This window comes from Pseudomonas sp. RC10 (assembly GCF_038397775.1).
Classification (GTDB): domain Bacteria; phylum Pseudomonadota; class Gammaproteobacteria; order Pseudomonadales; family Pseudomonadaceae; genus Aquipseudomonas; species Aquipseudomonas bambusae.
Genome location: NZ_CP151650.1, coordinates 5,947,130 through 5,971,778 on the forward strand (window position 1 = coordinate 5,947,130; position 24,649 = coordinate 5,971,778).

A 24,649-nucleotide genomic window follows, 5' to 3' on the forward strand; every position below is an offset into this window, starting at 1 on the left:
AACTCAACCAAATCAGCCGCTGCAACAGCCATAACCTGATCGCCAGCGGAGGCTTGACCTCCACACGGACGGATCGCGCAATGTGTAGTCCCTGGGGTGTACAGGCAGAACGTCAAACCTATGACGTCAAATACAAGGCGAAGTATCTTTCAAAATTTGTCCGCTAGCCAGCGGTGTCTTCGCCCCTCCAGGAATATAGGTGTGGGCAAAGGCTTACGTGAGCCGATAGACCACGGAAATCCCGTTCCATCGCATCAACGGCGAAAAAACCGACAAAGTGCAGGTCATGCATTCATTTGAGGGGTGAGAGACAGGTGGGTTGGTACAGGCGACTGCCTTATACTCCGGGCACTTAGTAAGTGGAGTCCGATATGCCAAATCTACGTCTTGCCTCGCTGACCGCCGAAATCGAAGCCAACGTGCGCCGTGCGTTGCTCGAAGACGTGGGCAGTGGCGACATCACCGCCCAACTGATTCCCGCCGAACGACTGGCCAAGGCCACCATCATCTCCCGCGACGACGCAGTGATCGCGGGCACAGCGTGGGTCGACAGCGTGTTTCGTCAGCTGGACCAGCGCGTCGCGGTGCATTGGCAAGTCGCCGACGGCGATCGGGTCAAACCCAATCAGGCCCTCTTCCACCTCGAAGGCCCTGCCCGTTCGTTGCTGACCGGCGAACGCAGCGCGCTCAACTTCCTGCAAATGCTCTCCGGCGTCGCGACCCGCTCCCAGCACTATGCAGACATGGTGGCCGACACCCAGGTCAAGCTCCTCGACACCCGCAAAACCCTTCCTGGCCTGCGCCTGGCCCAGAAATACGCCGTCACCTGCGGTGGCTGCCACAACCACCGCATCGGCCTGTACGACGCGTTCCTCATCAAGGAAAACCACATCGCAGCCTGCGGCGGCATCGCCCAAGCCATCGCCGCCGCCCATAAAATCGCCCCCGGCAAACCGGTGGAAGTCGAAGTCGAAAGCCTTGATGAGTTGAAGCAGGCGCTGGAGGGCGGCGCCGACATCGTCATGCTCGACGAACTGAGCCTCGAAGACATGCGCGAAGCCGTACGCCTGACAGCGGGTCGCGCAAAGCTTGAAGCCAGCGGCGGGATCACGGACGCGACCTTGCGCACGATTGCGGAAACGGGTGTGGATTACATCTCCATCGGGACGTTGACGAAGGATATAAAGGCGGTGGATCTGTCAATGCGCTTGAGCATTTGACTGAAGCGATAACGTCGCCATCGGGCGTCGCCCCTCCGGCGCCCTGCATGCCCAAAGCATCATGTTCAAGACGAACGGCCCGCTGCACGGCAGAAAATGCGAACTGCCGCACCTTTTCTCAGTTGAAAAACGCACTTCTCTCGCTAGAATCGCGAATTATTCAAATTTGTAACAAATTCTAATAATCGGATTGTCACTCAGGGAAGGAGATTTTCTATGAAAACAAGAATGCTGTGCGCGCTGGCCATCACCCTCATCTCCGGTTGCGCCTCCATGGGCGGCGAAGACAAGTTCAGCGCGAGTTACGTTCAGAGCCACCTCATTCCGCATAAAACCACACAGGCCCAAGTTCAGGCCATCTACGGCGTGCCCGACAGCCAGACCACTTATTCAGATGGCAGCTACCACTGGAGTTACAACAAAACCGGTAATCTGAGCGCCGCTTCGAACCTGGTCGGCTACATTCCTGGCGCAGGTGCCGTCGGCAGCGCACTGGGCATGGCCAACTCCGCCAACCAAGCCTCCAACGCAGCGTCAACCGCCGCTGGCAAGGTAAATGGCAACGTCGAGAACCACGGGGATAGCCTGCGGATCAACTTCGGTAAGGACAAGATTGTGAGCTACTGGGGGCTTTGAGGGCGAAGTTGTGGGTAGTCAGGCCTGCATAACACGCAACGGCTTCACCGTCTTATCAACAGAAAGCCCGGCATAGAAAGCCGGGCTTTTACATTTTGATGAGCTCAAACCTTTTCGATGCTGAGAACCGCCACGCGACCCGGAAAGCCGTTCCGTCACTCGCCAGCTCCGCGTGATGCAAAATGGCAGGCCACCATTTGACGAGGTTCTGCGCTTTGCTCCAGTAGGGCTCCTGCCCCCATTGCTTGGCCAAACAAAAAATCGGGAGACCACACTCACGAAAGGCTCTGCGTTCAGCGTCACCCTTGGTGAACTTGTCCTGCGACACCACCGACCACTTTCCTTCAGAGCTCAAGGTCGAGATCCATGAGACATCGCTTGAGCGCTGGTCAAACTTGTCTCGAAGCGCAATGACACTGTGTCCGTCGGCCTTGCAAAGCTCATGAAGAGCCCTTGCCAATGAGGGAGGCAAGTTATTGTCGATCAGAAAATTCAAGCGGCAATCCTGCTCTCAAAACTGACCGCAGCTCCCACTGCTGCGATAGGAATTTCGAAAATTGACGCGACACGCTTTTCATCTCGACCTTCGGCGAGATACGCGTGATAAATCGTCGAAGTGTCTACACCAGTGGATGCCAGAACAGGTTTGCCAAAATTGCGACTCGGATCAAGCACCACCGCCTTGCTTCGCTTTACTGGATACCAACGCAGGGCCCTTCCCTCTCCCGTGTAGTCGATCCCCTCATAAAGCGAAGGACCAATGACCTGTCGAAACGCGTATTGACGCTTGGCAAGATCCAGAATTGCCTCATCGCCAGTCTGGTCGAAGACCGTGGCAAAAATGCTTCTGCCGTCCGTTTGAAACTGCTTACAGGTGAAGGGATACGCCTGATTGAAGAGCTCCCGCGCCTGAGTCGATGCAGCACGAATGGTCTGGAGGCTGACACCATGCTTGCGGAAAGCATGCACAAACCGGATTTCCAGCAGGTCGTGAAAACCGAGCAGCTTTTCTTCGCTGCGTCCAAGCTCAGGGAGCCAAAGCCCCGGATACTCAACCCCCTCCGATTTGTAGCCGAACATCCAGCGTCGGATGTCTTTTGACGGAATGCCGGTGTAGAGGGCCGCTTCAGCGGGGGTGTAGACCCCGACACCGATCAGAGAGCTGGGTGATGCGTCTGCGTTCATTCACCCTCCTCGATTCGGGCTGGCTGGAAAAAACCATTTTGGATGTGAGGAGCGCATTGTCAACGTATTGGAGGAGAAGCGCTGTAGGACGCGTCTCTTTGCAGCCAGGCAAATCCCGACAATCCAGGTATGACGCTGCTGACAGCGTGGGCGGGGTTGGGTAGGAGGCGGACACCTCGCATGAAAAAGCCCGGTCACAAGGACCGGGCTTTGGGTGTTGCTGGTGCCGAAAATAGGAATCGAACCTACGACCTTCGCGTTACGAGTGCGCTGCTCTACCGACTGAGCTATTTCGGCGGTGACCCTAAAGCTACCAGTAGAAATGAGACTCTTCAATTCAGCTGACATCCACCAAAGAAGTGACAATCCGCGTCACTTTGAACCTATTTGAGCACCTTGTATCGATTGCTGACCGGGCTAATACTCACCGCTAGGCTTCATAACTGATGGCATGCCGCTTGCTTCACTGCCATTGAGAGTCAATTTTATAACTCCAACCAGAAGGAAGCGTCCAATGAAGTCGGTACAGAAGGGTTTTACACTCATTGAATTGATGATCGTCGTGGCGATCATTGGCATCTTGGCGGCGGTGGCCATCCCTGCGTATCAGGACTACATCGCCCGCGCGCAGATGACTGAGGCCATGAACTTGGCAAGCGGTTTGAAAACTAACGTAACCTCAGTATTTGGCCAGAGCGGCACATGCCCAGCCAACGCTACGGCAAGCGACGGTATCTCTGCAGAAGCTGACATCAACGGCAATTATGTTGCCAAGGTCACTACTGGCGGCACCGCTGCAGCGAGTGGTGGTTGCACCATCGTGGCAACGATGAAAACCACTGGAGTATCTACCGGCATTTCTGGCAAGACATTGCAACTCAAGCTTTCGAATGCCGATAAAGGCTCTAACGTTTGGACATGCACATCCAATGCAGACCAGAAGTATCTGCCTAAGGCCTGCACCAGCGGCACTTGAATGGTATAGCTGATCCGTTGAATAAACGTTCCGGAGGTGGCGTGGGCGTCGGTACACGCCACCTCCAGCCTTTAAACCTCAGCTAAATGCACCGTCGCTCTCGTGGTGGAACTCGCCTTCTCATTTTCCAGCGTTGGCATCGTAGCCTGACTGCGCTATAAACCACTCAACCTAGGTGCTTGGTGGTTTTATGACTGATGTTGTCCTCACCGGCTTGGCCAAGCAATTGGTTGTTGCCGAACTCCTTACCGAAAACGCTGCACAGCAGGCCTACCAACAGGCGCGCCGCGATAAAACCTCTCTCGTGAGCTACCTAGTCCAGAACAAGCTAGTTAACAGCCTTGTTTTGGCAGAAATGGCCTCTGAACAGTTCGGCCTTCCTTTCCTTGACCTAAGTACGCTAGACAAAGACACCCAACCGAGAGGGCTGGTGAGCGAAAAACTCATCCGTCAACACAATGCCTTACCTCTCTGGCGTCGAGGCAACAAGCTTTTCGTGGGTGTCTCCGATCCTACAAATCATCAGGCAATCACCGATATCCAGTTCAGCACTGGCCTGAATACCGAAGCGATTTTGGTCGAAGATAACAAGCTGACGAGCGCTATCGAAAAACTTTTCGATACGCACGCCGGGCTTGGCGAAATGGCAGATGTGGATCTAAGCCTTGAAGTAGAGAGTACTGATGATGTCAAAGAAACCACATTAGGTGAGGTTGATGCGGAAGACGCACCCGTTGTTCGTTTCGTTAACAAGATGTTGATGGATGCCATCCGCCTTGGCTCTTCTGACTTACATTTCGAACCTTATGAAAAAATCTTCCGAGTTCGTCTACGTACGGATGGAATTCTTCACGAGGTCGCGAAACCTCCAACACAATTGGCCGGCAGGATCGCTGCGCGGTTAAAAGTAATGGCGGGGCTCGATATCTCTGAGCGCCGAAGACCGCAAGACGGCCGTATCAAGCTGCGAATCTCAAAAAATCGCGCGATAGATTTTCGTATCAACACGCTTCCCACATTGTGGGGGGAAAAAATTGTAATGCGGATACTGGATCCGACCAGTGCCCAGATGGGCATCGATGCATTGGGCTATGAACCGGATCAAAAAACCCTTTATCTTGAGGCACTGAGCAAACCTCAAGGCATGATACTAGTGACCGGCCCTACCGGTTCGGGAAAGACCGTCTCGTTATATACAGGTTTAAATATCCTCAACACCCCAGACATCAACATTTCCACGGCTGAAGACCCAGTCGAGATTAACCTTGAAGGGATTAACCAAGTCAATGTAAATCCCCGACAGGGGATGGATTTCTCGCAGGCTCTTCGCGCATTTCTCCGCCAAGATCCTGACGTAATTATGGTCGGAGAGATTCGTGATTTGGAGACCGCTGAGATTGCGATAAAGGCATCCCAAACGGGCCATATGGTCCTGTCGACTCTTCATACCAACAGCGCGGCAGAAACGCTGACCCGTTTGCATCATATGGGGGTGGCTGCTTTTAATATTGCAACTGCGATAAATTTGATCATTGCACAGCGCTTGGCGCGAAAGCTTTGTCCTCACTGCAAAAAAGAAATCGACATTCCACGAGAAACATTGATTGCAGAAGGTTTCCCTCCAGACAAGATTGGCAGTTTCAAGCTTTACTCTCCTGTAGGGTGCGAGCACTGCAACGCAGGTTATAAAGGAAGAGTAGGGATCTACGAGGTGGTTAAAAGTACCCCGGCGCTGGAACGCATAATTATGGAGGAAGGCAACGCCTTGGACATCTCGGTACAAATGCGCAAGGACGGCTTCAATGATTTACGCACTTCCGGACTATCAAAAGCAATGCAAGGTTTGACTAGCCTTGAAGAAATCAACCGTGTGACTAAGGATTAAGCATGGCGACCAAGGCAGTCAAAGTCAGCGTTTACGCTTGGGAGGGCCTGGACAGGAAGGGCACGAAGGTCACCGGCGAGCTAAACGGACACAATCCAGCCTTGATCAAGGCACAACTACGCAAACAAGGTATCAACCCAACCAAGGTCAGAAAAAAATCCGTCTCCATTTTTGGGGGAGGAAAAAAAATCAAGCCTTTGGATATTGCTTTTTTTAGCAGACAAATGGCGACTATGATGAAGGCAGGAGTACCCTTACTTCAATCCTTCGATATCATCAGTGAAGGGACGGAAAATCCAAAATTTCGAAAGCTTGTCGATGACATCAAACATCATGTGGCTTCTGGACATAGTTTCGCCACAGCCCTACGCCAGCACCCTCAGTATTTCGATGATTTGTTCTGCAATCTCGTTGACGCAGGCGAGCAGGCGGGTGCGCTTGAGTCACTTCTTGACCGCGTCGCCACTTACAAAGAAAAAACCGAATCTCTAAAAGCTAAAATCAAGAAAGCGATGACTTACCCTATTGCAGTTGTAGTCGTAGCATTTGTGGTGACAGGCATTTTGTTAGTCAAAGTAGTGCCGCAGTTTCAAGCTATCTTTCAAGGCTTCGGTGCAGACCTGCCAGCGTTTACGCTCATGGTCATATCTTTGTCCGAGGCGCTTCAAAGTTATTGGTATATGTTTCTCTTAGGACTCGTCCTTGCCATATATATATTTAAGCGCGCATATAGGACATCTGAAAACTTCCGAAACTGGCTTGATCGGCTGGTATTGAAAATCCCAATTATTGGACCGCTGCTGTATAAATCGGCAGTGGCTCGGTTCGCCAGGACGCTTTCTACGACTTTCGCCGCGGGCGTTCCGCTCGTCGATGCTTTGGACTCAGTCGCAGGCGCGACTGGTAACATTGTTTTTAAAAATGCGGTTAACACAGTCAAGCAAGATGTTTCGACAGGCATGCAACTGAACTTTTCAATGCGGAGCACTGGTGTCTTCCCAACCCTAGCTGTCCAAATGACATCCATTGGCGAAGAGTCCGGCGCGCTAGACGCTATGCTCGACAAGGTTGCCACTTACTATGAAGACGAAGTCGATAACATGGTCGACGGACTCACGGCATTGATGGAGCCCATGATCATGGCTGTACTGGGCGTAATCGTCGGTGGTCTCGTAGTCGCCATGTATCTCCCCATCTTCAAACTCGGCAGCGTCGTCTAACCATGTCCTTAGTTGAAATAATGGCCAGCTCTCCGCTGGCCTTCGCCGTTTGCGCTTTGATCCTGGGTCTACTCGTCGGCAGTTTCCTCAACGTCGTCGTTTACCGCCTCCCCAAAATGATGCTTCGCGACTGGAAAACCCAAGCCCGTGAGGTCCTGGAACTCCCTCCAGAACCCACCCCGGAAACCTTCAATCTCCTGCTCCCCCACTCCCGCTGCCCGCATTGTTCCCACAAGATCCGCGCATGGGAAAACCTGCCTGTCGTGAGCTATCTGGCTTTGGGCGGGAAATGTTCGAGCTGCAAGGCGCCGATCAGTAAACGCTATCCGATGGTTGAGCTGGTCTGTGGGTTGATGTCGGCGTTTATCGCCTGGCATTTCGGTTTCGGTTGGCAAGCGGGCGCTGTGTTGGTGTTGAGTTGGGGGTTGTTGTCGATGAGTTTGATCGACGCCGATCACCAATTGTTGCCGGATGCGATTGTGTTGCCGTTGTTGTGGCTGGGCCTGATCGTCAATGCGTTCGGGCTGTTTGCTTCGCTGAGCGATGCGCTGTGGGGTGCGGTCGCGGGGTATTTGGTGTTGTGGACGGTGTTTTGGCTGTTCAAGCTGATCACAGGCAAGGAAGGCATGGGCTATGGCGATTTCAAGTTGCTGTCGATGCTGGGGGCCTGGGGTGGTTGGCAGATTTTGCCGCTGACGATTTTGCTGTCGTCGATTGTCGGCGCGGTGCTGGGCCTGATTTTGTTGCGTGTGCGCAATGTCGAGACGAGCACGCCGATCCCGTTTGGGCCGTATCTGGCCATCGCGGGGTGGATCGCGTTGCTGTGGGGTGATCAAATAACGTCTTCGTATTTGCAGATCGCCGGTTTCAGATGACTTCTCCTCACGCGCAGCAACCTGCAACACCCTGGATTCTTGGCCTGACGGGCGGCATTGGCAGCGGCAAGAGTGCGGCAGCGCAGTGTTTTGCGGATTTGGGCATTCATTTGGTGGATGCCGATAACGCCGCGCGCTGGGTCGTCGAGCCGGGGCGTCCTGCGCTGGCGCAGATTGCCGAGCACTTCGGCGAAGGTGTTTTGCAAGCCGATGGCGCGCTGAATCGCGGCGCGCTGCGGGAGCTGATTTTCAAGGAGCCGCAGCAGCGTGTCTGGCTTGAAGGTCTGTTGCATCCGCTGATCCGCGAGGAAATCCGTCAATACCTGGCCCATGCCGAATCGCCTTACGCGATTCTGGTGTCGCCGTTGTTGCTGGAGACGACCCAGCATCAGATGGTGCAGCGGGTGTTGGTGATAGACGTGCCGGAAGCGGTGCAGATCGAACGCACGGTGTTGCGCGACAAGACCAATGAAGAGCAGGTCCGGGCAATCCTCAAGGCGCAGGCGAGTCGTGAAGAACGGCTGAGTCGCGCGGATGATGTGATCGTCAATGACCGAGACCCGGCCTGGCTGAAAAGCGAGGTCGAGCGACTGCATCACTTTTATCTAACTTTGCGTGGAGGCCAATCATGAGCCAACCAATGACCGTCGATTGTCCAACCTGCGGGGCCCCTGTCGAGTGGAAGCCCGAGAACACGTTTCGGCCGTTCTGTTCGGACCGTTGCAAGCTGATCGACCTGGGCGCATGGGCGTCGGAAGAGCATGCGATTCCGGTGGCGCCGGATGCGGAGGATGAGTTGTTTTCCGGTGAGTTTGATCCGAAGCAGCATTGAGCCCACCCCAACACTGGACCGGTTCTGGTCTCCAACAAGGGTTTCAGATGTTCGGTTGTGCCAGTTCCAATGTGCTCGCAGGATTTGCTGCCGCTTCGCGCCAGATCGCTGCCGTCGTACCTCCGGCGTCTCCCACAGGGCGTGTGTAGCACTGGCTAATGGTCGTTGCCCTTTGACGGCGGGGACAGATACCGCGTGCGGTTGAACGTCTCTAGCCATTCCGGGCAGAACACGACCAGCGCTGTGATGATCACGCCGTTGATGAACGCTTCGGGAAAGACGATCAACCAGATGTAGCCGATGAAATCCTCCAGCCACTCGGGCATGGCGAACAGGCCGTCGTGCCAGAGCAGGCCCATCGCGACCAGCAGGCAAGCGAGTGCGGCCAGTCCGGCGGCGAAGAAGCCAGAGCAGAAGATGTAGGTGAACGGGCTTTTCGGTTGGGCGCGTTCGACGATCAGCGAGCAGCCTTCGGTGATCAGCACCGGCAGCCCGATCAGCACCAGGCCGTTCACCCCCAGCGGCGCCAGTTCCTGTCGTCCCAACACCAGCAAGCCCAGTTGCGCAATGAAGCCGCCGACGATCGCCAGTGGCCAGTCCAGCAGCAACGTCACCGCCGTCATGCCGAGAAAGTGAAAAGAGACGCCGGTGTCGAAATCGCGGCGCACCAGCCACAGCAAAAACAGCGCGAAGACCGTTCCGAACAGCAGGTGCTGACGTCGTGCGTCGGTGAAGAGTTCGACCCACGGGCAGCGCCAGATCGCCCACCCCAGCACCGGCAGATAAAACAGCCAGGCGAGGGTCATGGTCTGCGCAGTCAGCACATGTGCTCCGATCATCTCCGTTGCTCTTGTACGTTCGGATAACGACAGTCTAGCCCGACGCAAAAACACCCGATGGCGCGGGTTGATTCGCGCCATCGGGTGGGAAGACTTACCGAGTTGTGTGAGTTAGTTGGCTTTACGCTGTGGCGCGCCGTGAACCATGGTGTAGGCGTAATCAACACCCATGCCGTAGGCGCCGCTGTGTTCGAGCACCAGTTGCATGACGGCGTCGTAGGTTTCTTTGTGCGCCCAGTCGCGTTGGAATTCGAGCAGGACCTGTTGCCAGGTCACCGGGACCGCGCCTGCCTGAATCATGCGCTGTACGGACATGTCGTGGGCTTCTTTGGTGGTGCCGCCCGAGGCGTCAGTGACGATGTAGACCTCGTAGCCTTCGGCCAGCGCATCAAGGGTCGGGAAGTTGAGGCAGACTTCGGTCCACAGCGCGGCGATGATCAGCTTCTTGCGACCGGTCGCCTTCACAGCTTCGACCAGTTTTTTGTCTTCCCAAGAGTTCATCGACGTGCGCTCGATGGGCTGTTGGTCCGGGTGTACCGCCAGCAGTTCCGGCCAGATGTAGCCGCTGAAGCTCTGGGTTTCGACCGAGGTATAAATGGTCGGCACGTTGAAGATTTTGGCGGCCTTGGCCAGACCCACGGTGTTGTTCTTCAGGGTTTGACGATCGATCGACTGCACGCCGAATGCCATCTGTGGCTGGTGGTCGATCAGGATCAATGCGGAATTGGTTGGGTTCAGCAGTTCGCGGATAGACATGGCGTTTTCCTTTGGATTCGATAATGGTCTGTTGGGTTAGCCGCTGAAGCGCTTGGCGCTGTGTGCTTGCTGGCTTGGGAGTAAATTTACGGACTGGCTGACTTCGGAACAATCCCATAGAATCGAGACTCATTGTTTCCATATCAGGGACACTCATGGATCGCATCGAATGCATGCGCGCGTTTGTCGCCACCGTCGGCGCCAACGGTTTTGCGGCAGCGGCCCGGGCGCTGGATGTACCGCGCTCAAAAGTCAGCAAACAGATTCAGGCCTTGGAGGAAGCGATTGGTGTGCAACTGCTGCAACGCACCACCCGCAGCCTGCACCTGACAGAAGCCGGGGCCGAGTACTACGACGCCTGTCGCGATGTCATCGCCTCGCTGGACGAAGCGGAGCAGCGTGCACGCACGGGAATGGGTGAAATACGCGGGGTGTTGCGGGTCAACGCGCCGATGTCGTTCGGCTTGAGTCGGCTCGGGCCACTGATCCCTCTGTTCAATCAACTGCACCCGAATGTCGAGCTGCAAGTCGTGCTCAGCGACCAGCAGGTCGATCCGGTGAAAGGCGGCTTTGACGTGACCATCCGGATTGCCAGCCTGCCGGACTCTTCGATGGTGGCTCGCTCATTGGCTCCGGCGCCGCGGCTCATGGTGGCCTCGCCTGACTACCTCGCGAAACACGGCGTGCCGCAATCGCCGAAGGATCTGGCGAATCATCAATTCCTCAGTTACGGCTATCTGCAAAGCGGGATCAGCCTGCAACTGTGCAACGGCAAGGAAACGCAGCGCGTCACGGTCAGCGGGCCGTTGCACGCGAACAACGGCGACATTCTTGCGCAGGCGGCGGTGGGGGGAATGGGCATCGCGTTGCTGCCGAATTTCATCGTCGAAAGGGCCGTGGCGGATGGGCGATTGAAGGCGGTGTTGTGCGAGTGGGAAGCCCCGGCGATTTCGGTGAACGCGGTGTACCCGTCAGCGCGCCGCGTGCCGATGAAGACACGGGCGTTCATTGATTTTCTGGTGGCGGAATTGGCGTTGGGCACGGCGGGGTTTTGATTTCAGGCGGGTTCTGTAGCAGTCCGGCTTGCCGGATTGCTACAGGGGGGGACGCAAACTCAGGCGACCGCGCCCACGGGCTCACGGCCTTCCAGCACCGCCGCCAGACTGGCCAACACCATCTCGCCCATCTTCGTGCGGGTCTGCACGGTCGCGCTGGCGCGGTGGGGTTGCAGAATCACGGTTTCCAGGCCGAACAGCACATCGGGCACGTTCGGTTCATCGACGAACACGTCCAGCCCGGCGCCCGCGATTGACCCCGATTGCAATGCGGCGATCAGGTCCGGCTCGTTCACCAGACTGCCCCGCGCGACGTTGATCAAATACCCCTGCGCGCCCAGCGCCTCCAGCACTTGAGCATTGATGATGCCCTTGGCCTTGTCCGCTGCGGCAGCAACAATCAGCGCATCGCTTTGGCGAGCCAGTTCCACCAGATCACTGACGAAGGCGTAAGGCACGTCGCTCATCGGGTTGAGGTCGGTGTAACTGATAGGGCATCCGAACGCCGCAGCCCGGGTGGCGACGGCACGCCCTACCCGGCCCAGGCCGACGATGCCCACGCGCATGCCGCTGAACTGACGGGCCAGAGGCAGCGGCACCAGCGGCGTGGCGGTTCTGGCCCATTCGCCGGAGCGCACGTAGCGGTCGCCAGTGCCCAATCCGCGACAGGCCGAAATCAACAGGCCAATGGCGAGGTCCGCGACGTCCTCGGTCAGCGCACCAATGGTGGCCGTGACCCGAATCCCGCGATCACGGGCATAGGCCAGGTCTACCGCGTCCGTGCCGACGCCATTGACCGCAATCACTTCCACCTTCGGCAACTGCTCCATCACCGCACGGGTGATGCCGGTGTGGCCGCCCGTGACGACGCCGCGAATGTTAGCGCCGTGCTCGGCGAGATAGGCCGCTTTGTCAGTCTGCTGAAAATACGGGCGCACGGTGTACAGCGCGTTGAGCCGCGCATTGATGTCGGGAATCAGGATCGGGCTGAGTTGCAGGATTTCAGGTTTCATCGAAGTCTCGCTCGCAACGGGAGGCAAAAGGATCAACCACGGCCCACGAAAGGCATGTTGGTGGCCATGACGGTCATGTTCAGCACGTTGGCCGACAGCGGCAGCGCGGAGATGTAACGCACGGCATCGGCGATGTGTTTGACGTCGATCATCGGCTCCACCGCGATCGACCCGTTGGCCTGACGCACGCCTTTGGTCATGCGCACTGACAGCTCGGTCAGCGCATTGCCGATGTCGATCTGGCTGCACGCGATGTTGAACTCGCGGCCGTCCAATGCGAGGCTTTTGGTCAGACCCAGAACGGCGTGTTTGCTAGCGGTGTACGGCGCGGTGAACGGGCGCGGAACGTGGGCGGAAATCGAGCCGTTGTTGATAATCCGGCCCCCCTGCGGCGACTGTTTGCGCATCAGGCCGAACGCCCCGCGACTGCACAAGAAAACCCCGGTCACGTTGGTGTCGATCACACTCAGCCACGTCTCGACCGGCAACTCGTCCATCGGCACAGCCGGTGCGTTGACGCCCGCGTTGTTGAATACAACATCGAGTCGGCCATAAACCTCTTCGATGGTCGCGAACAGCGCGTCGACGCTGGCCGGATCGCGCACATCAGTGGACACCGCCAACGCTTCGCCGCCCTGCTCGCGGGCCTGCGCCACAAAGGCTTCCAGGGGTTCGAGGCGGCGTCCGGTCACCACGACCTTGTAGCCATCTTCCAGCAGGCCCAACGCCACAGCGCGACCGATGCCGCTGCCTGCGCCGGTCACCAAGGCAATTTTCGAGGGGGATTGTGCAGTCATTGTTGTTCTCCTGTTGCTCGTCTGGATGCTCGTAGAGCGGGTCAGTCAGCGCGACGGCTGCCGACGCGCATTTCCAACTCGCCGATGCCACTGATGCCCGCGTTGATCACATCACCCGCCTGGAGTGCTGCGACGCCGGGCGGGGTGCCGGTCATGATCAGGTCCCCGGCGCGCAGGCCGACGGAGTGGGAAAGCTGGCTGATGATTTCGCTTACCGACCAGATCTGGCTGTCTAGGTCCGAGCGCTGACGCTCCACGCCATTGACGCTGAGCCAGATCGCGCCCTGCTTCGGGTGGCTGTCAGGGCTCGCCGGGCGAATCGGGGTGATCGGCGCAGATCCGTCGAATGCCTTGGCGGGTTCCCACGGATTGCCCACTGCCTTCGCGGCCATTTGCAGGTCGCGGCGGGTCAGGTCCAGGCCAGCGGCGTAACCCCATACGTGGTCGAGGGCCTGTGCTTCGCCGATCTCGAAACCGTCCTTGCCGATGGCAACCACTAGTTCGATCTCGTGGCAGAACTGCTCGGTCTGGGTCGGAAAATCCAGCTCGCCGGTCGCATCGATGACCGAGGTCGCAGGCTTCATGAAAAACGCCGGAACTTCGCGCACGGCATTGAGCGCGTCGCCCCAGTAATAATTGCGTCCCAGGCAAAACACCCGCGCGACAGGGAAGCGCGCGTCGCTGCCACTGACAGGCAAGCTAGGGGTGCGGGCGGGTTCGAAGACAAAATTGCTCATGGAGATTCCCTTGGGCCCGGAGGGGCGTGATCGTCGGTTTTTATGAGCCCTGTAGGAGTGAGCTTGCTCGCGATGCCCTCTGACGGTGTCATCCGCATCGGCTGATACGCCGCTATCGCGAGCAAGCTCACTCCTACAGGGATAACCGTTTGAACCAGAGACTACGGGATCAGAACGTCCGGAAGTTGGACAAAACCGTGTTGGCGCTGGACTAAAAAACTCAATGTCGCGGGCATAAAAAAGGCGTACTCGCGCACGCCCTTGCCTAGTTCGGCAGAAGGTCACACACACATTCGTAGCGGTTAGCTGGCCTTGAGTTGGATGCGGTAAATCCGGCCCAGCAACAGCGAGTAAGACAGCGTGCCCATGCAGGCGAGCCCGCCGATGAACCAGAATGCCCAGGCGAAACCGCCCGTGACATGCAGAATTTGACCGATGACGATGGGGGTCACGATGCCGCCAATATTCGCCGCCAGGCTAGTGACGCCGCCGGTCAGGCCGATCAGTTCTTTCGGTGCGATTTCCGAGACGGCAGCCCAGGACGCCGATGCGATGCCTTGTGCGAAGAAGGCGATGGTCAGCAACGCGATGCAGACCTCATTGGAGTCAGTGAAGTTGACGAGCATGATCGACATGCCCAGCGCCGAGCCCACCACCAGCGGCAGTTTGCGGGCAAAGGACAACGAAATTCCGCGACGGATGAGCCAGTCGGAAACGAACCCTGCCAGTAACACGCCGACCGTAGCGCCAATGAATGGCAGTACCGCGAAGATCCCGACTTTGACCATGGTCAAATGACGTTCTTCGATCAGGTATGTCGGGAACCAGGTCAGGAAGAAATACAGCACCGACGTGTTGGCGAATTTGCCGATGCAGATCGCCCAGACCTGACGATACTGAAACAGCTCCGCGATCTGCCCCCACTTGAATTTATTTTTGTCCTGACTGCTTTTGACCAGGCCACCACCCGCCTCAATGTAGTCGAGCTCTTGCTGACTGACCTTCTTGCAGCTCAGCGGATCGCGGTACAGGTAGAGCCAGGCAACGCCGAACAGGATGCCGACGATGCCGGTGCTGTAGAACACGTGGCGCCAGTCGTAGGTGGTTGCGAGCCACAGCAGCAAACCGGTGAACAACGCGGTGCCGAGATACTGGCCACACACGTAGATGCTGCTCGCCAGGCCCCGCTCCCGCGCCGGAAACCAGACCGTGACGGCACGACTGTTGGCCGGGAACGCCGGTGCTTCCATGGCGCCGATGGCCAGACGCAATCCGAACAGTGACGCAAATCCGCCCGCCATCCCTTGGCACACTGTGACGGCAGACCAAGAGATGAGCGACGCGCCGTACGTCAAACGCGAACCGAAACGGTCGGCGATGAAACCGGCGGGTACCAGAGCGAAGGCGTAGGTCCAGGCAAACGCGGAGAAGATCAAGCCCATCTGGACTTTATCGAGTCCGAGGTCTTTGGCCATGAACGGGGCGGCGATGGAAATGTTGACCCGGTCCACGTAGTTGATGATCGTCGCGATCAGCAGCAGCGAGAGCATGAACCAGCGGCGGTGGGAGGCGGGACGTGCTGGAGCGGCAGCCATGGGCGCGGCCACGGCAGCATCGATCGCCTGAATATCAGGGTTGCTCGACATGAGAATTCCTCGTTGTTTTTATTGGAATCGAGTGATGAAGCGTGCCTTTAACTTATCGTACGACTGGTTTTAAACAAGACGCTGCTTAGAACGTTTTTGGATTTCAGAGGGTGCCCCTAATTATTTGTCCAAAAAACTTTGAGGAGTCAGACAAGGTAAATTCTGGAAGGTAAGCGTCTGAAACTGCCGATATAGAGCCTTTTTAGTTTTCTGACGGAGTGCGGTCTTTTTGGACAAAAAAACTGGCCAGCGAAAACAGAAAGGTTTTGAATCGTGTCGTAGGACAACTGACAATGCAAACAGATGACTGAGGAACACCCCGATGGACTCTGCCAATCGCGTCCCCACTTTCGGCATGCAGCAACGCAGCGAGCGGCCGGATTTCTATATCCGTGGCAAGACCGAGGGCAAACCGGAAACCGCGCCTCACCGGCATGAGTATTTCCAGATTCAGATCAATCTGGGGGGCGATACGGTGCAGCATATCGGCGGTGTCGTCCGGCCCTTTCCGCGCCACACGCTGGCGTTCATCCTGCCGCACAAATTGCACCTGATCCCACACCCGCCCGAGGGCAATTTCCTGCTGATCAACTTCGCCCAGACCTTTCTGCTGCCGCAATTGCAATGCGACCCGCTGGACCTGGAGGACGTGGCCATTGCGCTGGCGCCTGAACTGTCGCCCTTTCGGTTTCAGGAGCATCTGGATTTCACCCTCGACGCAGAGGACTTCGCAGAGATCCAGCGTCTGCTCGACCGCATGCGCGAGCTGGACCAGAACCGTCAGTTCGGCACGCGGGAGATGCTCAAGGGCTGTTTGCTGCAACTGATCGGGACCGTCTGCGCGCTGTACGCCGAACCGATCAAGCTGCTGGCAGACGACAACGCCGCCGAACGCAGCCGTCGCGATGCGCTGGCGCGGATGTCCGAATACGTGCGCAAAAACCTGAGCGACCCGGACCTGAGCCTGAAAAAAGCGGCCTCAGCGGCGTTCCTGTCACCCAACTACCTGACCCACTGGCTGCGCAAGGAAGTCGGCAAGACCTTCAGCGAACTGGTGCTGGAACGCCGCATGCACCTGGCCCGCACCCTGTTGCTGAACGGCAGCAAGCCTGTGGGCGAAGTGGCCCGGCTGTGCGGGTTTTCAGACGAGGCCTACTTTTCACGGCGGTTTCGTCACGCCCACGGGATGCCGCCGGGGCAGTTCAGGAAGCAGCGGGATTTGTAGGCCAGCGGACTGATGGTCTGAGCGGAATTTATATCCAGTAACAGTCCGGCAGTGGCCATGGACGCCAACTGTGGGGATAAGGGCGCTCCGTTTCCAAAGAATGGACGCCTTGCATCCGGATGACTGAATTTGTAACGCCTACAGGTGCGAAATACTCGCTCTCGCACCTTGCGCCTTCAACCCATTTTTTCGGCGTCACCCTCGACAAGCAGGCGTATGACTTGCCGGTTAGAGTCATGTACCGGGATCACTGCTACACGAGATCTTTTGTTTCAGGGTCCGACGATCCGAAGTTCCTTTTCATCCCCTGCGTGGGTGAGCAGCGCGTCTTTTGTCCCGATCGCTGGGCCTACTCCTGTGGGCTTCCGGGAATCATCGAGAACCTGCTACGGCAAAACGCGCAGTGCTATTGCGCCACTCAAGACGGGCTGTACTTCAAAATCGACAGCAGTACAGTAAATCGAAGCGTTGCGCCTCATGCCGGATGGTACCTGTTCTTCAAGTTTCGCCCTTATCGGAGCGGTCCAGGAGTCGTACTGTCTGTTGAAAGCAATCACGAAAGAACGTCATGGCCATCCAACGCCAGAGGACGAAAGCCTGCAAGGTTTCGAGTCCTGCTCACGGAATACTTGCGCAAGCGTCGGGACCTGCTCAAGGGCCTCTGCGCCAAGGCATAAAAAAACCCTGCGCTGTTTTACAGAGCAGGGTTTTCAGATTCAGGCCGGGCCGCTTGACCTCTCGATCTATCCCACCACCCTGCTGAGCAAGGCTTTTGGCGGGGCCAGGTTTCCCTGGCGGCATGGATACTCTCCCTTTCGGGTACACCGGCATGCGTATTCCACGGGGGGGATCATAAAAAACCGGGCGCGGTATTACAAGCAAAGCCTTGGCAATTGATCCGCAAGTCCACGTTTCGAAGGCCAGGCGCGTCCCCGGCAGCCCCACCGCACACCCTCAACTTTAAGTTCCACAAGACGTTTCAACTTCCCGCCAGAGCGCTAAGCTCTCCCCCATGGACGACTCCGATTACCTCCGTCTACTGACGATCCAGGCCGAGCAGGCCAATGCGTTCCTGTCCAATGCGCGTAAATGGGAGCGTGAGCGCTGGGTGTGCCAGCGTTTGCTGCAAGGTCTGAACATTCCTCACCGCACCGACGATTTCCTGCCCGCCGGGCAAGAACCGCCGGACGTACTGTTTCGCGATGCGTGTTTTGAGGTGTTTTTCGTACTCGATGAGGGGCGGCGGCTCAATGATGAGTGGCGTGAGGAATTGCAGCGGCGGCGCAGTGCGTTTTCCTTGAGCCAACTGGTGCGGCGCGAGGCGAAGCCCAAGCGTATTCCGGCGTCGGAACTGCTGCGACGCCTGGCACCGACCTTGCGCAAGAAAGCCCACAACTACAAGGAACGCGGGCTGGATTTGAGTGAGTTGGACATCATTGCGTTCGCCAGCCTCAAGCGCGAAGTGCTGGACCTCAACAGCCACTTCCCTCCCCCGACCGAATACCTGCGACAAGGGTGGCGCTCGCTCTCGCTGGTGGGTCCGACGTTCGCACGGGTGCTGTTCGCGCACCCTGACGCACCGGACTTCCTGCGCACGAACCTGGGCCGCAGCGTGGTGTTCGACGTGGGCATCAGCCTGTAATAGCGCAATTCCCACGCGAATGTTACAAAGAGCCATTGCTCGTTGATGTCGGCTAGGTGAAGCGCCGTCGACGAAGTTACCGCATGGCAGGCCGTCGTCGCATGACGCCGGTCAACGTTCTGACGAGGCTTTATGACCAGCCGCCTGAACCCCGACGACCAGAAGCGTGTCGAAGAGTACCTTCAAGCGCCTCAGCACCAAGTCGAGCGCCGGCCTTTTCGGCCCTGGCTGCTCCTTGCGGTGGTGCTTGTCGTGGTGATCGGGTTGGGCCTGTTGAGCCGTTTACTGAGCTATCTGACGCTATGAGCTGCCTGGCGCTCGCTCGGATAGAGCCACTAGAGAATTCCTTAAGCCTTATGAGATATCCCCATGACTCATCGTATCGTGATCGTCGGCGGAGGCGCCGGTGGTCTGGAGCTGGCTACCCGTCTGGGTAAAACCCTCGGCAAGAAAGGCACGGCCAGCGTCACGCTGGTGGACGCCAATCTGACCCACATCTGGAAACCGCTGCTGCACGAAGTCGCGGCCGGTTCGCTCAATTCTTACGAGGACGAGCTGAACTACGTGGCGCAGGCCAAGTGGAACCACTTCCAGTTTCAACTGGGTCGGATGATGGGCCTGGACCGCGAGAACAAGCAGATTCATCTGGCGGCCACGCTCGACGAAAACGGCAATGAACTGGTCCCGGCGCGCAGCCTGGATTACGACTCGCTGGTGATTGCTGTCGGCAGCACGACGAATGACTTCGGCACCAAGGGTGCGGCGGAACATTGCCTTTTTCTCGACACCCGCAAGCAGGCCGAACGCTTCCACCAGCAGCTGTTGAACCGCTATCTGCGCGCCCACGCCAACGAACTGGCCGCCACCGAAGAAATCAACGTGGCGATTGTCGGCGCCGGTGCGACCGGGGTTGAACTGGCCGCAGAGCTTCACAACGCCGCTCACGAACTGGCCGCTTATGGCTTGGGTCAGATCAAGCCGGAAAATCTGCGGATCACGGTGATTGAGGCCGGCTCTCGCGTACTGCCTGCGCTGCCGGAACGTATCGGTGGTCCTGTGCACAAGACGCTGGAGAAATTGGGTGTGACCGTGCTGACCAACTCGGCCGTGAGTGAAGTGACGGCGGAAGGTCTGGTGACAGCGACGGGTCAGGTGATTCCGGCGACGTTGAAGGTCTGGGCGGCGGGCATTCGTGCGCCGGCATTTCTGGAAGGCATCGCCGGGCTTGAAACCAATCGCATCAATCAGTTGCAAGTGCGGCCGACCCTGCAAACCACGCGCGATGACAGCATCTTCGCGTTCGGTGACTGCGCGGCCTGTCCGCAGAAAGGCACGGATCGCAACGTCCCGCCACGGGCTCAAGCGGCGCATCAGCAGGCCTCGTTGCTGGTGAAGTCGCTGAAGTTGCGCATCGAAGGCGGTGAGCTTCCGGAGTATCGCTACAAGGACTACGGCTCGCTGATTTCGCTGTCGAAGTTTTCGGCGGTGGGTAATTTGATGGGCAACCTGACCGGCAGCGTGATGCTGGAAGGCTGGCTGGCACGGATGTTTTATGTGTCGCTGTACCGGATGCACCAGATGGCGCTGTACGGGATGTTCCGCACGCTGATGCTGATGCTCGGCAGCCGGATCGGGCGCGGGACCGAGCCGAGGATGAAGTTGCATTGATCTGTATGCCTGCGGGAGACGCCTTCGCTGCCGTCGTGACCTCCGGCGTCTCCCACGAGTATTGAGGTGCCACGAACACCTTCAGCGAACGCGATATTGTAGGAGCCGGCTTGCTGGCGAACGCGGTGTGTCAGAGACGATTCCAGCGACTGGCACGCCGCCTTCGCCAGCAAGCCGGCTCCTACAGCTTCGACCCGTCCGCAGGCCTTACGGCATCACCCGCCCTTTCCCCGAATGTTTGGCCTTGTACATCCAGCGGTCTGCTTCGCGCATCAACTCGTCGGGGGCTTTGCCGGAGCCGGGTTCGTACATGGAGAAACCCACGCTGGCGTTGGTGCGGATCACGCCCCCTTTCAGCAGAATCGGCTCGGCAATCGCGGCAATCAGTTTCTTCGCCACTTCCCTTGCCTCGTCAACGCCCGGCACGATCCCTTCCAGAATCACGATGAATTCGTCACCCGCCAGACGGATCAAACTGTCGGTGCGACGCACGCAGCTTTGCAGGCGTGCCGAAACGGTGCGCAGCAGGTCATCGCCCGCGTCGTGGCCGTAGGTGTCGTTGACGCCTTTGAAGCCATCGAGGTCGATGAACATCAGCGCCAGCTGCAAGCCTGAACGATCTGAGCGCGCTTGGGCGATGGGCAGAATGGCGTCCAGCGCACGGCGGTTGAACAGGCCGGTGAGCGCATCGTGGCGCGCCTCCTGTTCCAGCTCCTTGCGCGCCTGAATGCTCTGGATGATCGAGATGAAATATTCAAGGTGCCCTTTTTCGGACAGCTTTTTGGTGACGCTGAGGTTGATCCAGACGGGCTGGCCGTCCTTGTGCAGATAGCGCTTCTCCAACTGATAGCGATCGATTTTGTTGTCGATCAATTGGGTCAGCAATTCGAGGTCGGTGTTCAAGTCATCAGGGTGGGTAATGTCCTGGAACGTCAGGCGTTTCAGCTCATCCGGGGTGTAGCCGATGATGTCGCACAACGCCGAGTTGACGCTGATCCAGCCGCCGTCGGGCGCCACCAGCGCGATGCCCACCGAGGCCAGTTCGAACATCGAACGATACCCGGCTTCGCTGGCTTTCATCAGCGCGTCCGAACGGGTTTTCTGCAAGCGCGCCATCATCAGGTTTTCCCGCAACTGCACCTCACGGCTGACGATGTCGGCGAGGTCGCGCAGGGTGTCGAGCTCGTCCTGAGTCAACTGCCGGGGGCGTTCGTCGATGGCGCAGAGGGTGCCGACGGCGAACCCCTTGCTGGTGCGAATGGGCACGCCCGCGTAGAAACGGATATGGGGGGCGCCGGTGACCAACTGGTTGTCGCAGAAGCGTTCATCTTGCGCAGCGTCCGGGACCACCAATGGCGTGGATTGCAGAATGGCGTGGGCACAAAAGGCCATTTCCCTAGGGGTTTGCGTGGCGTCGAGGCCTGCGCGGGATTTGAACCACTGCCGATCGGCGTCCACCAGGGACACCAGCGCGATAGGCACATCGAGGACACGCGCCACCAGTCGCGTGATCCGGTCGAGGGAAGCCTCGGCCGGGGTGTCGAGAATTTCCAGCCCCTGCAGCGCCTCAAGGCGCTCTTTTTCATATGGAGGAATTGGCGCTTTCATCAATCGGCCGACCCTGAAAAGACTGTCTGGAGTCTATACCGGGTCGTGGCAATGCGCATCCCGCTTGCGATCTCGGGTTTCAGCAATGCCCTGTCATAAAAATGTGCGGATGACTGTGATCCCATTAAGACATCACACCCCGATGTCGCTCGATCACAGGAAGTCATCCATGTTCCAACTTTCCCGAATGATGCTGGCCGCAGGTCTTGGCATTGCACTGACCCTCTCCATGCCAGGCACCGCTGGCGCGGCCCAGGAAGTCACTGGCGCCGGTTCCACGTTCATCTACCCGGTCCTGTTCAAATGGGCGACCGATTACAACCAGAAGACCGGCGTGAAGGTGAATTATCAAAGCATCGGCTCGGGCGCGGGCATCGCGGAGATCAAGGCAGGCGCGGTGGACTTTGGTGCCACGGACATGCCGATCAACTCGGTCGAACTGGAGAAGTTGGGCCTGCAGCAATTCCCGTCAGTGATCGGCGGTGTGGTGCCGGTGATCAACGTGGCCTCGATCAAGGCTGGCGCACTCAAACTGAGCGGCCCGGTGCTGGCGGACATTTACTTGGGCAAGATCAAGAAGTGGAACGATCCGGCCCTGGCGGCGCTCAACACGGACCTGAAGTTGCCGGACAGCGCCATCAACGTCGTGTACCGCTCGGATGACTCGGGCACCACGTTCAACTGGGCCACCTATTTGTCGACGGTCAGCCCTGAATGGAAAGGCACGATCGGCGCGGGAACGTCGGTCAAATGGCCGGTCGGGATTGGCAGCAAAGGCAGTGAAGGCGTGGCGTCGTACGTGAAGAAAATGCCGAACTCGATTGGCTATGTCGAGTACGCCTACATCAAGCAGCAAGGGATGAATTTCGGCCTGTTGCAGAACGCCGCGGGGAAGTTCATCGCGCCGAGCACCGAGTCGTTCCAGGCAGCCGCTGACACTGCGGACTGGAAGAATGCGAAGGACTTCGACCTGTCGATGATCAACGCGCCGGGTGACAACGCCTACCCCATCACCGCCGCGACATTCATCGTGATGTACAAGCACCCCAAAGACGCCGATCGCCGGATGACCGTAAAAGAGTTCTTTCGCTGGACGCTGGAGAACGGCCAGGAACAGGCGCGCAAGCTGGACTTCGCCCCGATCCCCAACGATCTGAAAGCGCAGATCGAAGCGTCTTGGGGTCAAGGGCAGTAAGTGATCAACGGGTGAGTCATTGGGTACGGATGGCACTGCTCCATCGCTTTCGCGGCCGTCGCACGGCTCCGGCAGCTCCCACAGGTTCTGCGTCCCACCCCGGTTGGGCGTATCCCTGTCTGCCTCTGTAGGAGCCAGCAAGCCGGCGCCTACAGAAATCGCGTTGATCATCTTTGCTGTGCACGACGCAAATCCTGAACTGCCCCCAAGAAGTTGGACACCCATCCAACCCCTGGGGGATCTATGATCAAGTACACCGAGCAGTTCAAGCTCACGGCGGTCACCGCCTACCTGAACGGCACCAACGGCTTCCGAACAGTGGCCAGACATTTTGGCATCGACTTCAGTCTCCTTCGACGCTGGGTCGCCAGTTATCGGACTGGCAACAGCATCAAGCCAATGTCGTATGCGCGGCGGTACAGCGAGGATTTCAAGCGCCAAGTCTTGACCTACATGCATGAGCATCGACTTTCGCTACGCCAGACCGCTGCGCATTTTGACCTTGGGCGGTCCTCCCTGATAGGCATCTGGCAACGCCAGTATTACAGTGACAGTCCTGTCACCCCTACTGCCATCCAGCCAGCCGACACGCCCATGAAAATCAAACCCGCCAAACCCACCGACACCAACGATGCACAAAAGCCACGAGAGCAGTTGATGGCTGAACTTGAGTACATGCGCATGGAGAACGCTGTCCTAAAGGAGCTCAAGGCCCTGCGCGAGGAAAAGGAGCGAACACGGGGGAAAAAGTCCTGATCGTCCGCAAACTCAAGCACCGATTCCCATTGCCCGACCTCCTTGAGCTGGTCGGGCTGGCACGCAGCACCTTCTATTACCAGGTCAAGGCTGAGCAGAAACCGGACCGGCATGCGGCGCTCAAGGAACGGGTGCAGCAGGAATATCACAAGCAGAGAGGGCTGTATGGCTATCGGCGTATTGCGCTTGCGCTCAGAAAGGAAGGAACGCTGGTCAACAAGAAGGTCATCGAACGGCTGATGGCCGAACAGGGTTTGCAATCGGTCGTACGGCCCAAGAAATACCGTTCCTACCGGGGGACTGTTGGCAAAATCGCCGCGAACCTGCTGGAGCGTAATTTTCATGCACCCCGGCCAAAACAGAAGTGGGTAACCGACGTCACCGAGTTCAAAGTGGGTCAGCAGAAGCTCTACTTGTCTCCTGTGATGGATTTGTACAACGGCGAAATCATCGCGTACGAAACAGCCAGTCGGCCTTACTACGAATTGGTGGGGAACATGCTCGACAAGGCGTTGGCTTGCTTGGGAGACGCGCCCAAACTGGTCGTTCATTCGGACCAGGGATGGCACTACCAACAGCCACGCTATCGCCACGCACTCAGCGAAAAAGGTGTGAAACAGAGCATGTCCCGCAAAGGCAATTGCCTGGATAATGCGGCGATGGAGAGTTTTTTCGGCACGCTGAAGTCAGAGTTTTTCTACCTGAAGCGTTTCGAGAGTGTGGAAGAATTGAAGGTCGGCCTGGATGAGTACATTCATTACTACAACCATGACCGCATCAAGCTGAGGCTCAATGGCATGAGTCCTGTTGAATACAGGACTCAGGCTGCGGCGTAAACTGTCCAACTTTTGGGGGGCAGTTCACCCTGTGGGAGACGCCGGAG

General features: G+C 57.7%; 25 protein-coding genes and 1 tRNA gene. 16 read left to right on the forward strand and 10 right to left on the reverse strand.

All coding sequences use genetic code 11. The features are described 5' to 3' along the window. Nucleotides 1-371 precede the first annotated feature (371 nt). Together nadC and AAEO81_RS26790 are read left to right on the forward strand one after the other, a co-directional pair. Nucleotides 372-1,220 carry a carboxylating nicotinate-nucleotide diphosphorylase gene (gene nadC / locus AAEO81_RS26785; protein WP_341960015.1) on the forward strand — a complete coding sequence of 283 codons (849 nt, stop codon included), beginning with the start codon at nt 372-374 and terminating at the stop codon, nt 1,218-1,220. 216 nt (nt 1,221-1,436) lie between these two features. Then, nucleotides 1,437-1,856 (forward strand): hypothetical protein, encoded by a 420-nt coding sequence (locus tag AAEO81_RS26790; protein WP_341960017.1) that lies wholly within the window; start codon nt 1,437-1,439, stop codon nt 1,854-1,856. A gap of 88 nt (nt 1,857-1,944) precedes the next feature. On the opposite strand, the gene AAEO81_RS26795 is transcribed toward AAEO81_RS26790, so the two are convergent. The 3 genes from AAEO81_RS26795 to AAEO81_RS26805 form a co-directional block, all read right to left on the reverse strand. Then, nucleotides 1,945-2,352, reverse strand: coding sequence for a hypothetical protein (locus AAEO81_RS26795; RefSeq protein ID WP_341960019.1), 408 nt, complete (start codon nt 2,350-2,352; stop codon nt 1,945-1,947). Beyond that, a complete protein-coding gene (locus AAEO81_RS26800; RefSeq protein WP_341964629.1) occupies nt 2,349-2,936 on the reverse strand; it encodes a DUF433 domain-containing protein in 588 nt (195 codons plus the stop codon). The genes AAEO81_RS26795 and AAEO81_RS26800 overlap by 4 nt, the downstream gene beginning before the upstream one ends. 326 nt (nt 2,937-3,262) lie before the next feature. Further along, nucleotides 3,263-3,338: transfer RNA gene (locus AAEO81_RS26805), tRNA-Thr, on the reverse strand. Between the two features lie 217 nt (nt 3,339-3,555). On the opposite strand from AAEO81_RS26805, the gene AAEO81_RS26810 reads away from it, so the two are divergent. From AAEO81_RS26810 to yacG, 6 genes are all read left to right on the forward strand, one after another. Continuing rightward, the gene (locus AAEO81_RS26810; protein ID WP_341960021.1) at nt 3,556-4,017 is read left to right on the forward strand and encodes a pilin; all 462 of its coding nucleotides are present in this window, start codon (nt 3,556-3,558) and stop codon (nt 4,015-4,017) included. Nucleotides 4,018-4,207: 190 nt separating this feature from the next. Continuing rightward, entirely contained in the window at nt 4,208-5,902 is a 1,695-nt protein-coding gene (gene pilB / locus AAEO81_RS26815) for a type IV-A pilus assembly ATPase PilB (protein WP_341960023.1), read from the forward strand. A 2-nt stretch (nt 5,903-5,904) separates the two neighbouring features. Continuing rightward, nucleotides 5,905-7,122 (forward strand): type II secretion system F family protein, encoded by a 1,218-nt coding sequence (locus AAEO81_RS26820; protein WP_341960024.1) that lies wholly within the window; start codon nt 5,905-5,907, stop codon nt 7,120-7,122. 2 nt (nt 7,123-7,124) lie between these two features. Then, nucleotides 7,125-7,997 carry an A24 family peptidase gene (locus AAEO81_RS26825; protein WP_341960025.1) on the forward strand — a complete coding sequence of 291 codons (873 nt, stop codon included), beginning with the start codon at nt 7,125-7,127 and terminating at the stop codon, nt 7,995-7,997. Then, nucleotides 7,994-8,629, forward strand: coding sequence for a dephospho-CoA kinase (gene coaE / locus AAEO81_RS26830; protein ID WP_341960027.1), 636 nt, complete (start codon nt 7,994-7,996; stop codon nt 8,627-8,629). Before AAEO81_RS26825 ends, coaE begins: the two co-directional genes overlap by 4 nt. Next, complete coding sequence (gene yacG, locus AAEO81_RS26835) at nt 8,626-8,829, forward strand: DNA gyrase inhibitor YacG (RefSeq protein WP_166597108.1); 204 nt, start codon at nt 8,626-8,628, stop codon at nt 8,827-8,829. The genes coaE and yacG overlap by 4 nt, the downstream gene beginning before the upstream one ends. A gap of 155 nt (nt 8,830-8,984) precedes the next feature. Here the strand turns inward: yacG and AAEO81_RS26840 are convergent, their stop codons facing one another. Next, the gene (locus tag AAEO81_RS26840) at nt 8,985-9,668 is read right to left on the reverse strand and encodes an energy-coupling factor ABC transporter permease (protein ID WP_341960031.1); all 684 of its coding nucleotides are present in this window, start codon (nt 9,666-9,668) and stop codon (nt 8,985-8,987) included. Nucleotides 9,669-9,779: 111 nt separating this feature from the next. Further along, a complete protein-coding gene (locus tag AAEO81_RS26845) occupies nt 9,780-10,424 on the reverse strand; it encodes a hydrolase (RefSeq protein WP_341960034.1) in 645 nt (214 codons plus the stop codon). 155 nt (nt 10,425-10,579) lie between these two features. On the opposite strand from AAEO81_RS26845, the gene AAEO81_RS26850 reads away from it, so the two are divergent. Then, complete coding sequence (locus AAEO81_RS26850) at nt 10,580-11,479, forward strand: LysR family transcriptional regulator (protein ID WP_166597111.1); 900 nt, start codon at nt 10,580-10,582, stop codon at nt 11,477-11,479. Nucleotides 11,480-11,538: 59 nt separating this feature from the next. Here the strand turns inward: AAEO81_RS26850 and AAEO81_RS26855 are convergent, their stop codons facing one another. From AAEO81_RS26855 to AAEO81_RS26870, 4 genes are all read right to left on the reverse strand, one after another. Beyond that, nucleotides 11,539-12,492 carry a 2-hydroxyacid dehydrogenase gene (locus tag AAEO81_RS26855; protein WP_341960035.1) on the reverse strand — a complete coding sequence of 318 codons (954 nt, stop codon included), beginning with the start codon at nt 12,490-12,492 and terminating at the stop codon, nt 11,539-11,541. 32 nt (nt 12,493-12,524) lie between these two features. After that, a complete protein-coding gene (locus AAEO81_RS26860) occupies nt 12,525-13,289 on the reverse strand; it encodes an SDR family oxidoreductase (RefSeq protein ID WP_166597113.1) in 765 nt (254 codons plus the stop codon). 41 nt (nt 13,290-13,330) lie between these two features. After that, nucleotides 13,331-14,032, reverse strand: coding sequence for a fumarylacetoacetate hydrolase family protein (locus tag AAEO81_RS26865; protein ID WP_341964630.1), 702 nt, complete (start codon nt 14,030-14,032; stop codon nt 13,331-13,333). A gap of 296 nt (nt 14,033-14,328) precedes the next feature. Beyond that, the gene (locus tag AAEO81_RS26870; RefSeq protein ID WP_341960037.1) at nt 14,329-15,672 is read right to left on the reverse strand and encodes an MFS transporter; all 1,344 of its coding nucleotides are present in this window, start codon (nt 15,670-15,672) and stop codon (nt 14,329-14,331) included. A 322-nt stretch (nt 15,673-15,994) separates the two neighbouring features. Here AAEO81_RS26870 and AAEO81_RS26875 point away from each other — a divergent pair, with 322 nt between their 5' ends. The 5 genes from AAEO81_RS26875 to AAEO81_RS26895 all read left to right on the forward strand — a co-directional run bounded on the left by AAEO81_RS26875 (nt 15,995) and on the right by AAEO81_RS26895 (nt 20,207). Continuing rightward, the gene (locus AAEO81_RS26875; protein WP_341960039.1) at nt 15,995-16,897 is read left to right on the forward strand and encodes an AraC family transcriptional regulator; all 903 of its coding nucleotides are present in this window, start codon (nt 15,995-15,997) and stop codon (nt 16,895-16,897) included. A gap of 119 nt (nt 16,898-17,016) precedes the next feature. After that, nucleotides 17,017-17,574 carry a hypothetical protein gene (locus AAEO81_RS26880; protein WP_341960041.1) on the forward strand — a complete coding sequence of 186 codons (558 nt, stop codon included), beginning with the start codon at nt 17,017-17,019 and terminating at the stop codon, nt 17,572-17,574. Between the two features lie 335 nt (nt 17,575-17,909). Then, nucleotides 17,910-18,539 (forward strand): DUF1780 domain-containing protein, encoded by a 630-nt coding sequence (locus AAEO81_RS26885; protein WP_081566644.1) that lies wholly within the window; start codon nt 17,910-17,912, stop codon nt 18,537-18,539. A gap of 132 nt (nt 18,540-18,671) precedes the next feature. Next, a complete protein-coding gene (locus AAEO81_RS26890) occupies nt 18,672-18,845 on the forward strand; it encodes a DUF3094 family protein (protein WP_341960045.1) in 174 nt (57 codons plus the stop codon). Between the two features lie 63 nt (nt 18,846-18,908). Further along, nucleotides 18,909-20,207 (forward strand): NAD(P)/FAD-dependent oxidoreductase, encoded by a 1,299-nt coding sequence (locus AAEO81_RS26895; RefSeq protein WP_341960046.1) that lies wholly within the window; start codon nt 18,909-18,911, stop codon nt 20,205-20,207. A 207-nt stretch (nt 20,208-20,414) separates the two neighbouring features. Here AAEO81_RS26895 and AAEO81_RS26900 read toward each other — a convergent pair whose 3' ends face one another. Further along, on the reverse strand, nt 20,415-21,815 hold the full coding sequence (locus AAEO81_RS26900; protein ID WP_341960048.1) for a diguanylate cyclase: 1,401 nt from the start codon (nt 21,813-21,815) through the stop codon (nt 20,415-20,417). A gap of 169 nt (nt 21,816-21,984) precedes the next feature. Here AAEO81_RS26900 and pstS point away from each other — a divergent pair, with 169 nt between their 5' ends. Beyond that, nucleotides 21,985-23,010 carry a phosphate ABC transporter substrate-binding protein PstS gene (pstS, locus tag AAEO81_RS26905; RefSeq protein WP_341960050.1) on the forward strand — a complete coding sequence of 342 codons (1,026 nt, stop codon included), beginning with the start codon at nt 21,985-21,987 and terminating at the stop codon, nt 23,008-23,010. A 243-nt stretch (nt 23,011-23,253) separates the two neighbouring features. Next, a protein-coding gene (locus AAEO81_RS26910) for an IS3 family transposase (RefSeq protein WP_341958632.1) occupies nt 23,254-24,602 on the forward strand; the annotation gives its coding sequence in 2 pieces (ribosomal slippage) (nt 23,254-23,718 and nt 23,721-24,602; 1,347 coding nt in all). Nucleotides 24,603-24,649: the final 47 nt, after the last annotated feature.

Excerpts from the sequence above, each read along its gene's own strand:
- AAEO81_RS26820 (WP_341960024.1), top strand. The coding sequence starts at position 5,905 with ATGGCGACCAAGGCAGTCAAAGTCAGCGTTTACGCTTGGGAGGGCCTG.
- AAEO81_RS26845 (WP_341960034.1), bottom strand. The coding sequence starts at position 10,424 with ATGTCTATCCGCGAACTGCTGAACCCAACCAATTCCGCATTGATCCTG.
- AAEO81_RS26875 (WP_341960039.1), top strand. The coding sequence starts at position 15,995 with ATGGACTCTGCCAATCGCGTCCCCACTTTCGGCATGCAGCAACGCAGC.
- AAEO81_RS26800 (WP_341964629.1), bottom strand. The coding sequence starts at position 2,936 with ATGTTCGGCTACAAATCGGAGGGGGTTGAGTATCCGGGGCTTTGGCTC.
- AAEO81_RS26890 (WP_341960045.1), top strand. The coding sequence starts at position 18,672 with ATGACCAGCCGCCTGAACCCCGACGACCAGAAGCGTGTCGAAGAGTAC.
- coaE (WP_341960027.1), top strand. The coding sequence starts at position 7,994 with ATGACTTCTCCTCACGCGCAGCAACCTGCAACACCCTGGATTCTTGGC.
- yacG (WP_166597108.1), top strand. The coding sequence starts at position 8,626 with ATGAGCCAACCAATGACCGTCGATTGTCCAACCTGCGGGGCCCCTGTC.
- AAEO81_RS26790 (WP_341960017.1), top strand. The coding sequence starts at position 1,437 with ATGAAAACAAGAATGCTGTGCGCGCTGGCCATCACCCTCATCTCCGGT.
- AAEO81_RS26840 (WP_341960031.1), bottom strand. The coding sequence starts at position 9,668 with ATGATCGGAGCACATGTGCTGACTGCGCAGACCATGACCCTCGCCTGG.
- AAEO81_RS26860 (WP_166597113.1), bottom strand. The coding sequence starts at position 13,289 with ATGACTGCACAATCCCCCTCGAAAATTGCCTTGGTGACCGGCGCAGGC.
- AAEO81_RS26885 (WP_081566644.1), top strand. The coding sequence starts at position 17,910 with ATGGACGACTCCGATTACCTCCGTCTACTGACGATCCAGGCCGAGCAG.
- AAEO81_RS26810 (WP_341960021.1), top strand. The coding sequence starts at position 3,556 with ATGAAGTCGGTACAGAAGGGTTTTACACTCATTGAATTGATGATCGTC.
- AAEO81_RS26855 (WP_341960035.1), bottom strand. The coding sequence starts at position 12,492 with ATGAAACCTGAAATCCTGCAACTCAGCCCGATCCTGATTCCCGACATC.
- AAEO81_RS26880 (WP_341960041.1), top strand. The coding sequence starts at position 17,017 with ATGACTGAATTTGTAACGCCTACAGGTGCGAAATACTCGCTCTCGCAC.
- AAEO81_RS26870 (WP_341960037.1), bottom strand. The coding sequence starts at position 15,672 with ATGTCGAGCAACCCTGATATTCAGGCGATCGATGCTGCCGTGGCCGCG.
- pstS (WP_341960050.1), top strand. The coding sequence starts at position 21,985 with ATGTTCCAACTTTCCCGAATGATGCTGGCCGCAGGTCTTGGCATTGCA.
- nadC (WP_341960015.1), top strand. The coding sequence starts at position 372 with ATGCCAAATCTACGTCTTGCCTCGCTGACCGCCGAAATCGAAGCCAAC.
- AAEO81_RS26850 (WP_166597111.1), top strand. The coding sequence starts at position 10,580 with ATGGATCGCATCGAATGCATGCGCGCGTTTGTCGCCACCGTCGGCGCC.
- AAEO81_RS26825 (WP_341960025.1), top strand. The coding sequence starts at position 7,125 with ATGTCCTTAGTTGAAATAATGGCCAGCTCTCCGCTGGCCTTCGCCGTT.
- pilB (WP_341960023.1), top strand. The coding sequence starts at position 4,208 with ATGACTGATGTTGTCCTCACCGGCTTGGCCAAGCAATTGGTTGTTGCC.
- AAEO81_RS26895 (WP_341960046.1), top strand. The coding sequence starts at position 18,909 with ATGACTCATCGTATCGTGATCGTCGGCGGAGGCGCCGGTGGTCTGGAG.
- AAEO81_RS26900 (WP_341960048.1), bottom strand. The coding sequence starts at position 21,815 with ATGAAAGCGCCAATTCCTCCATATGAAAAAGAGCGCCTTGAGGCGCTG.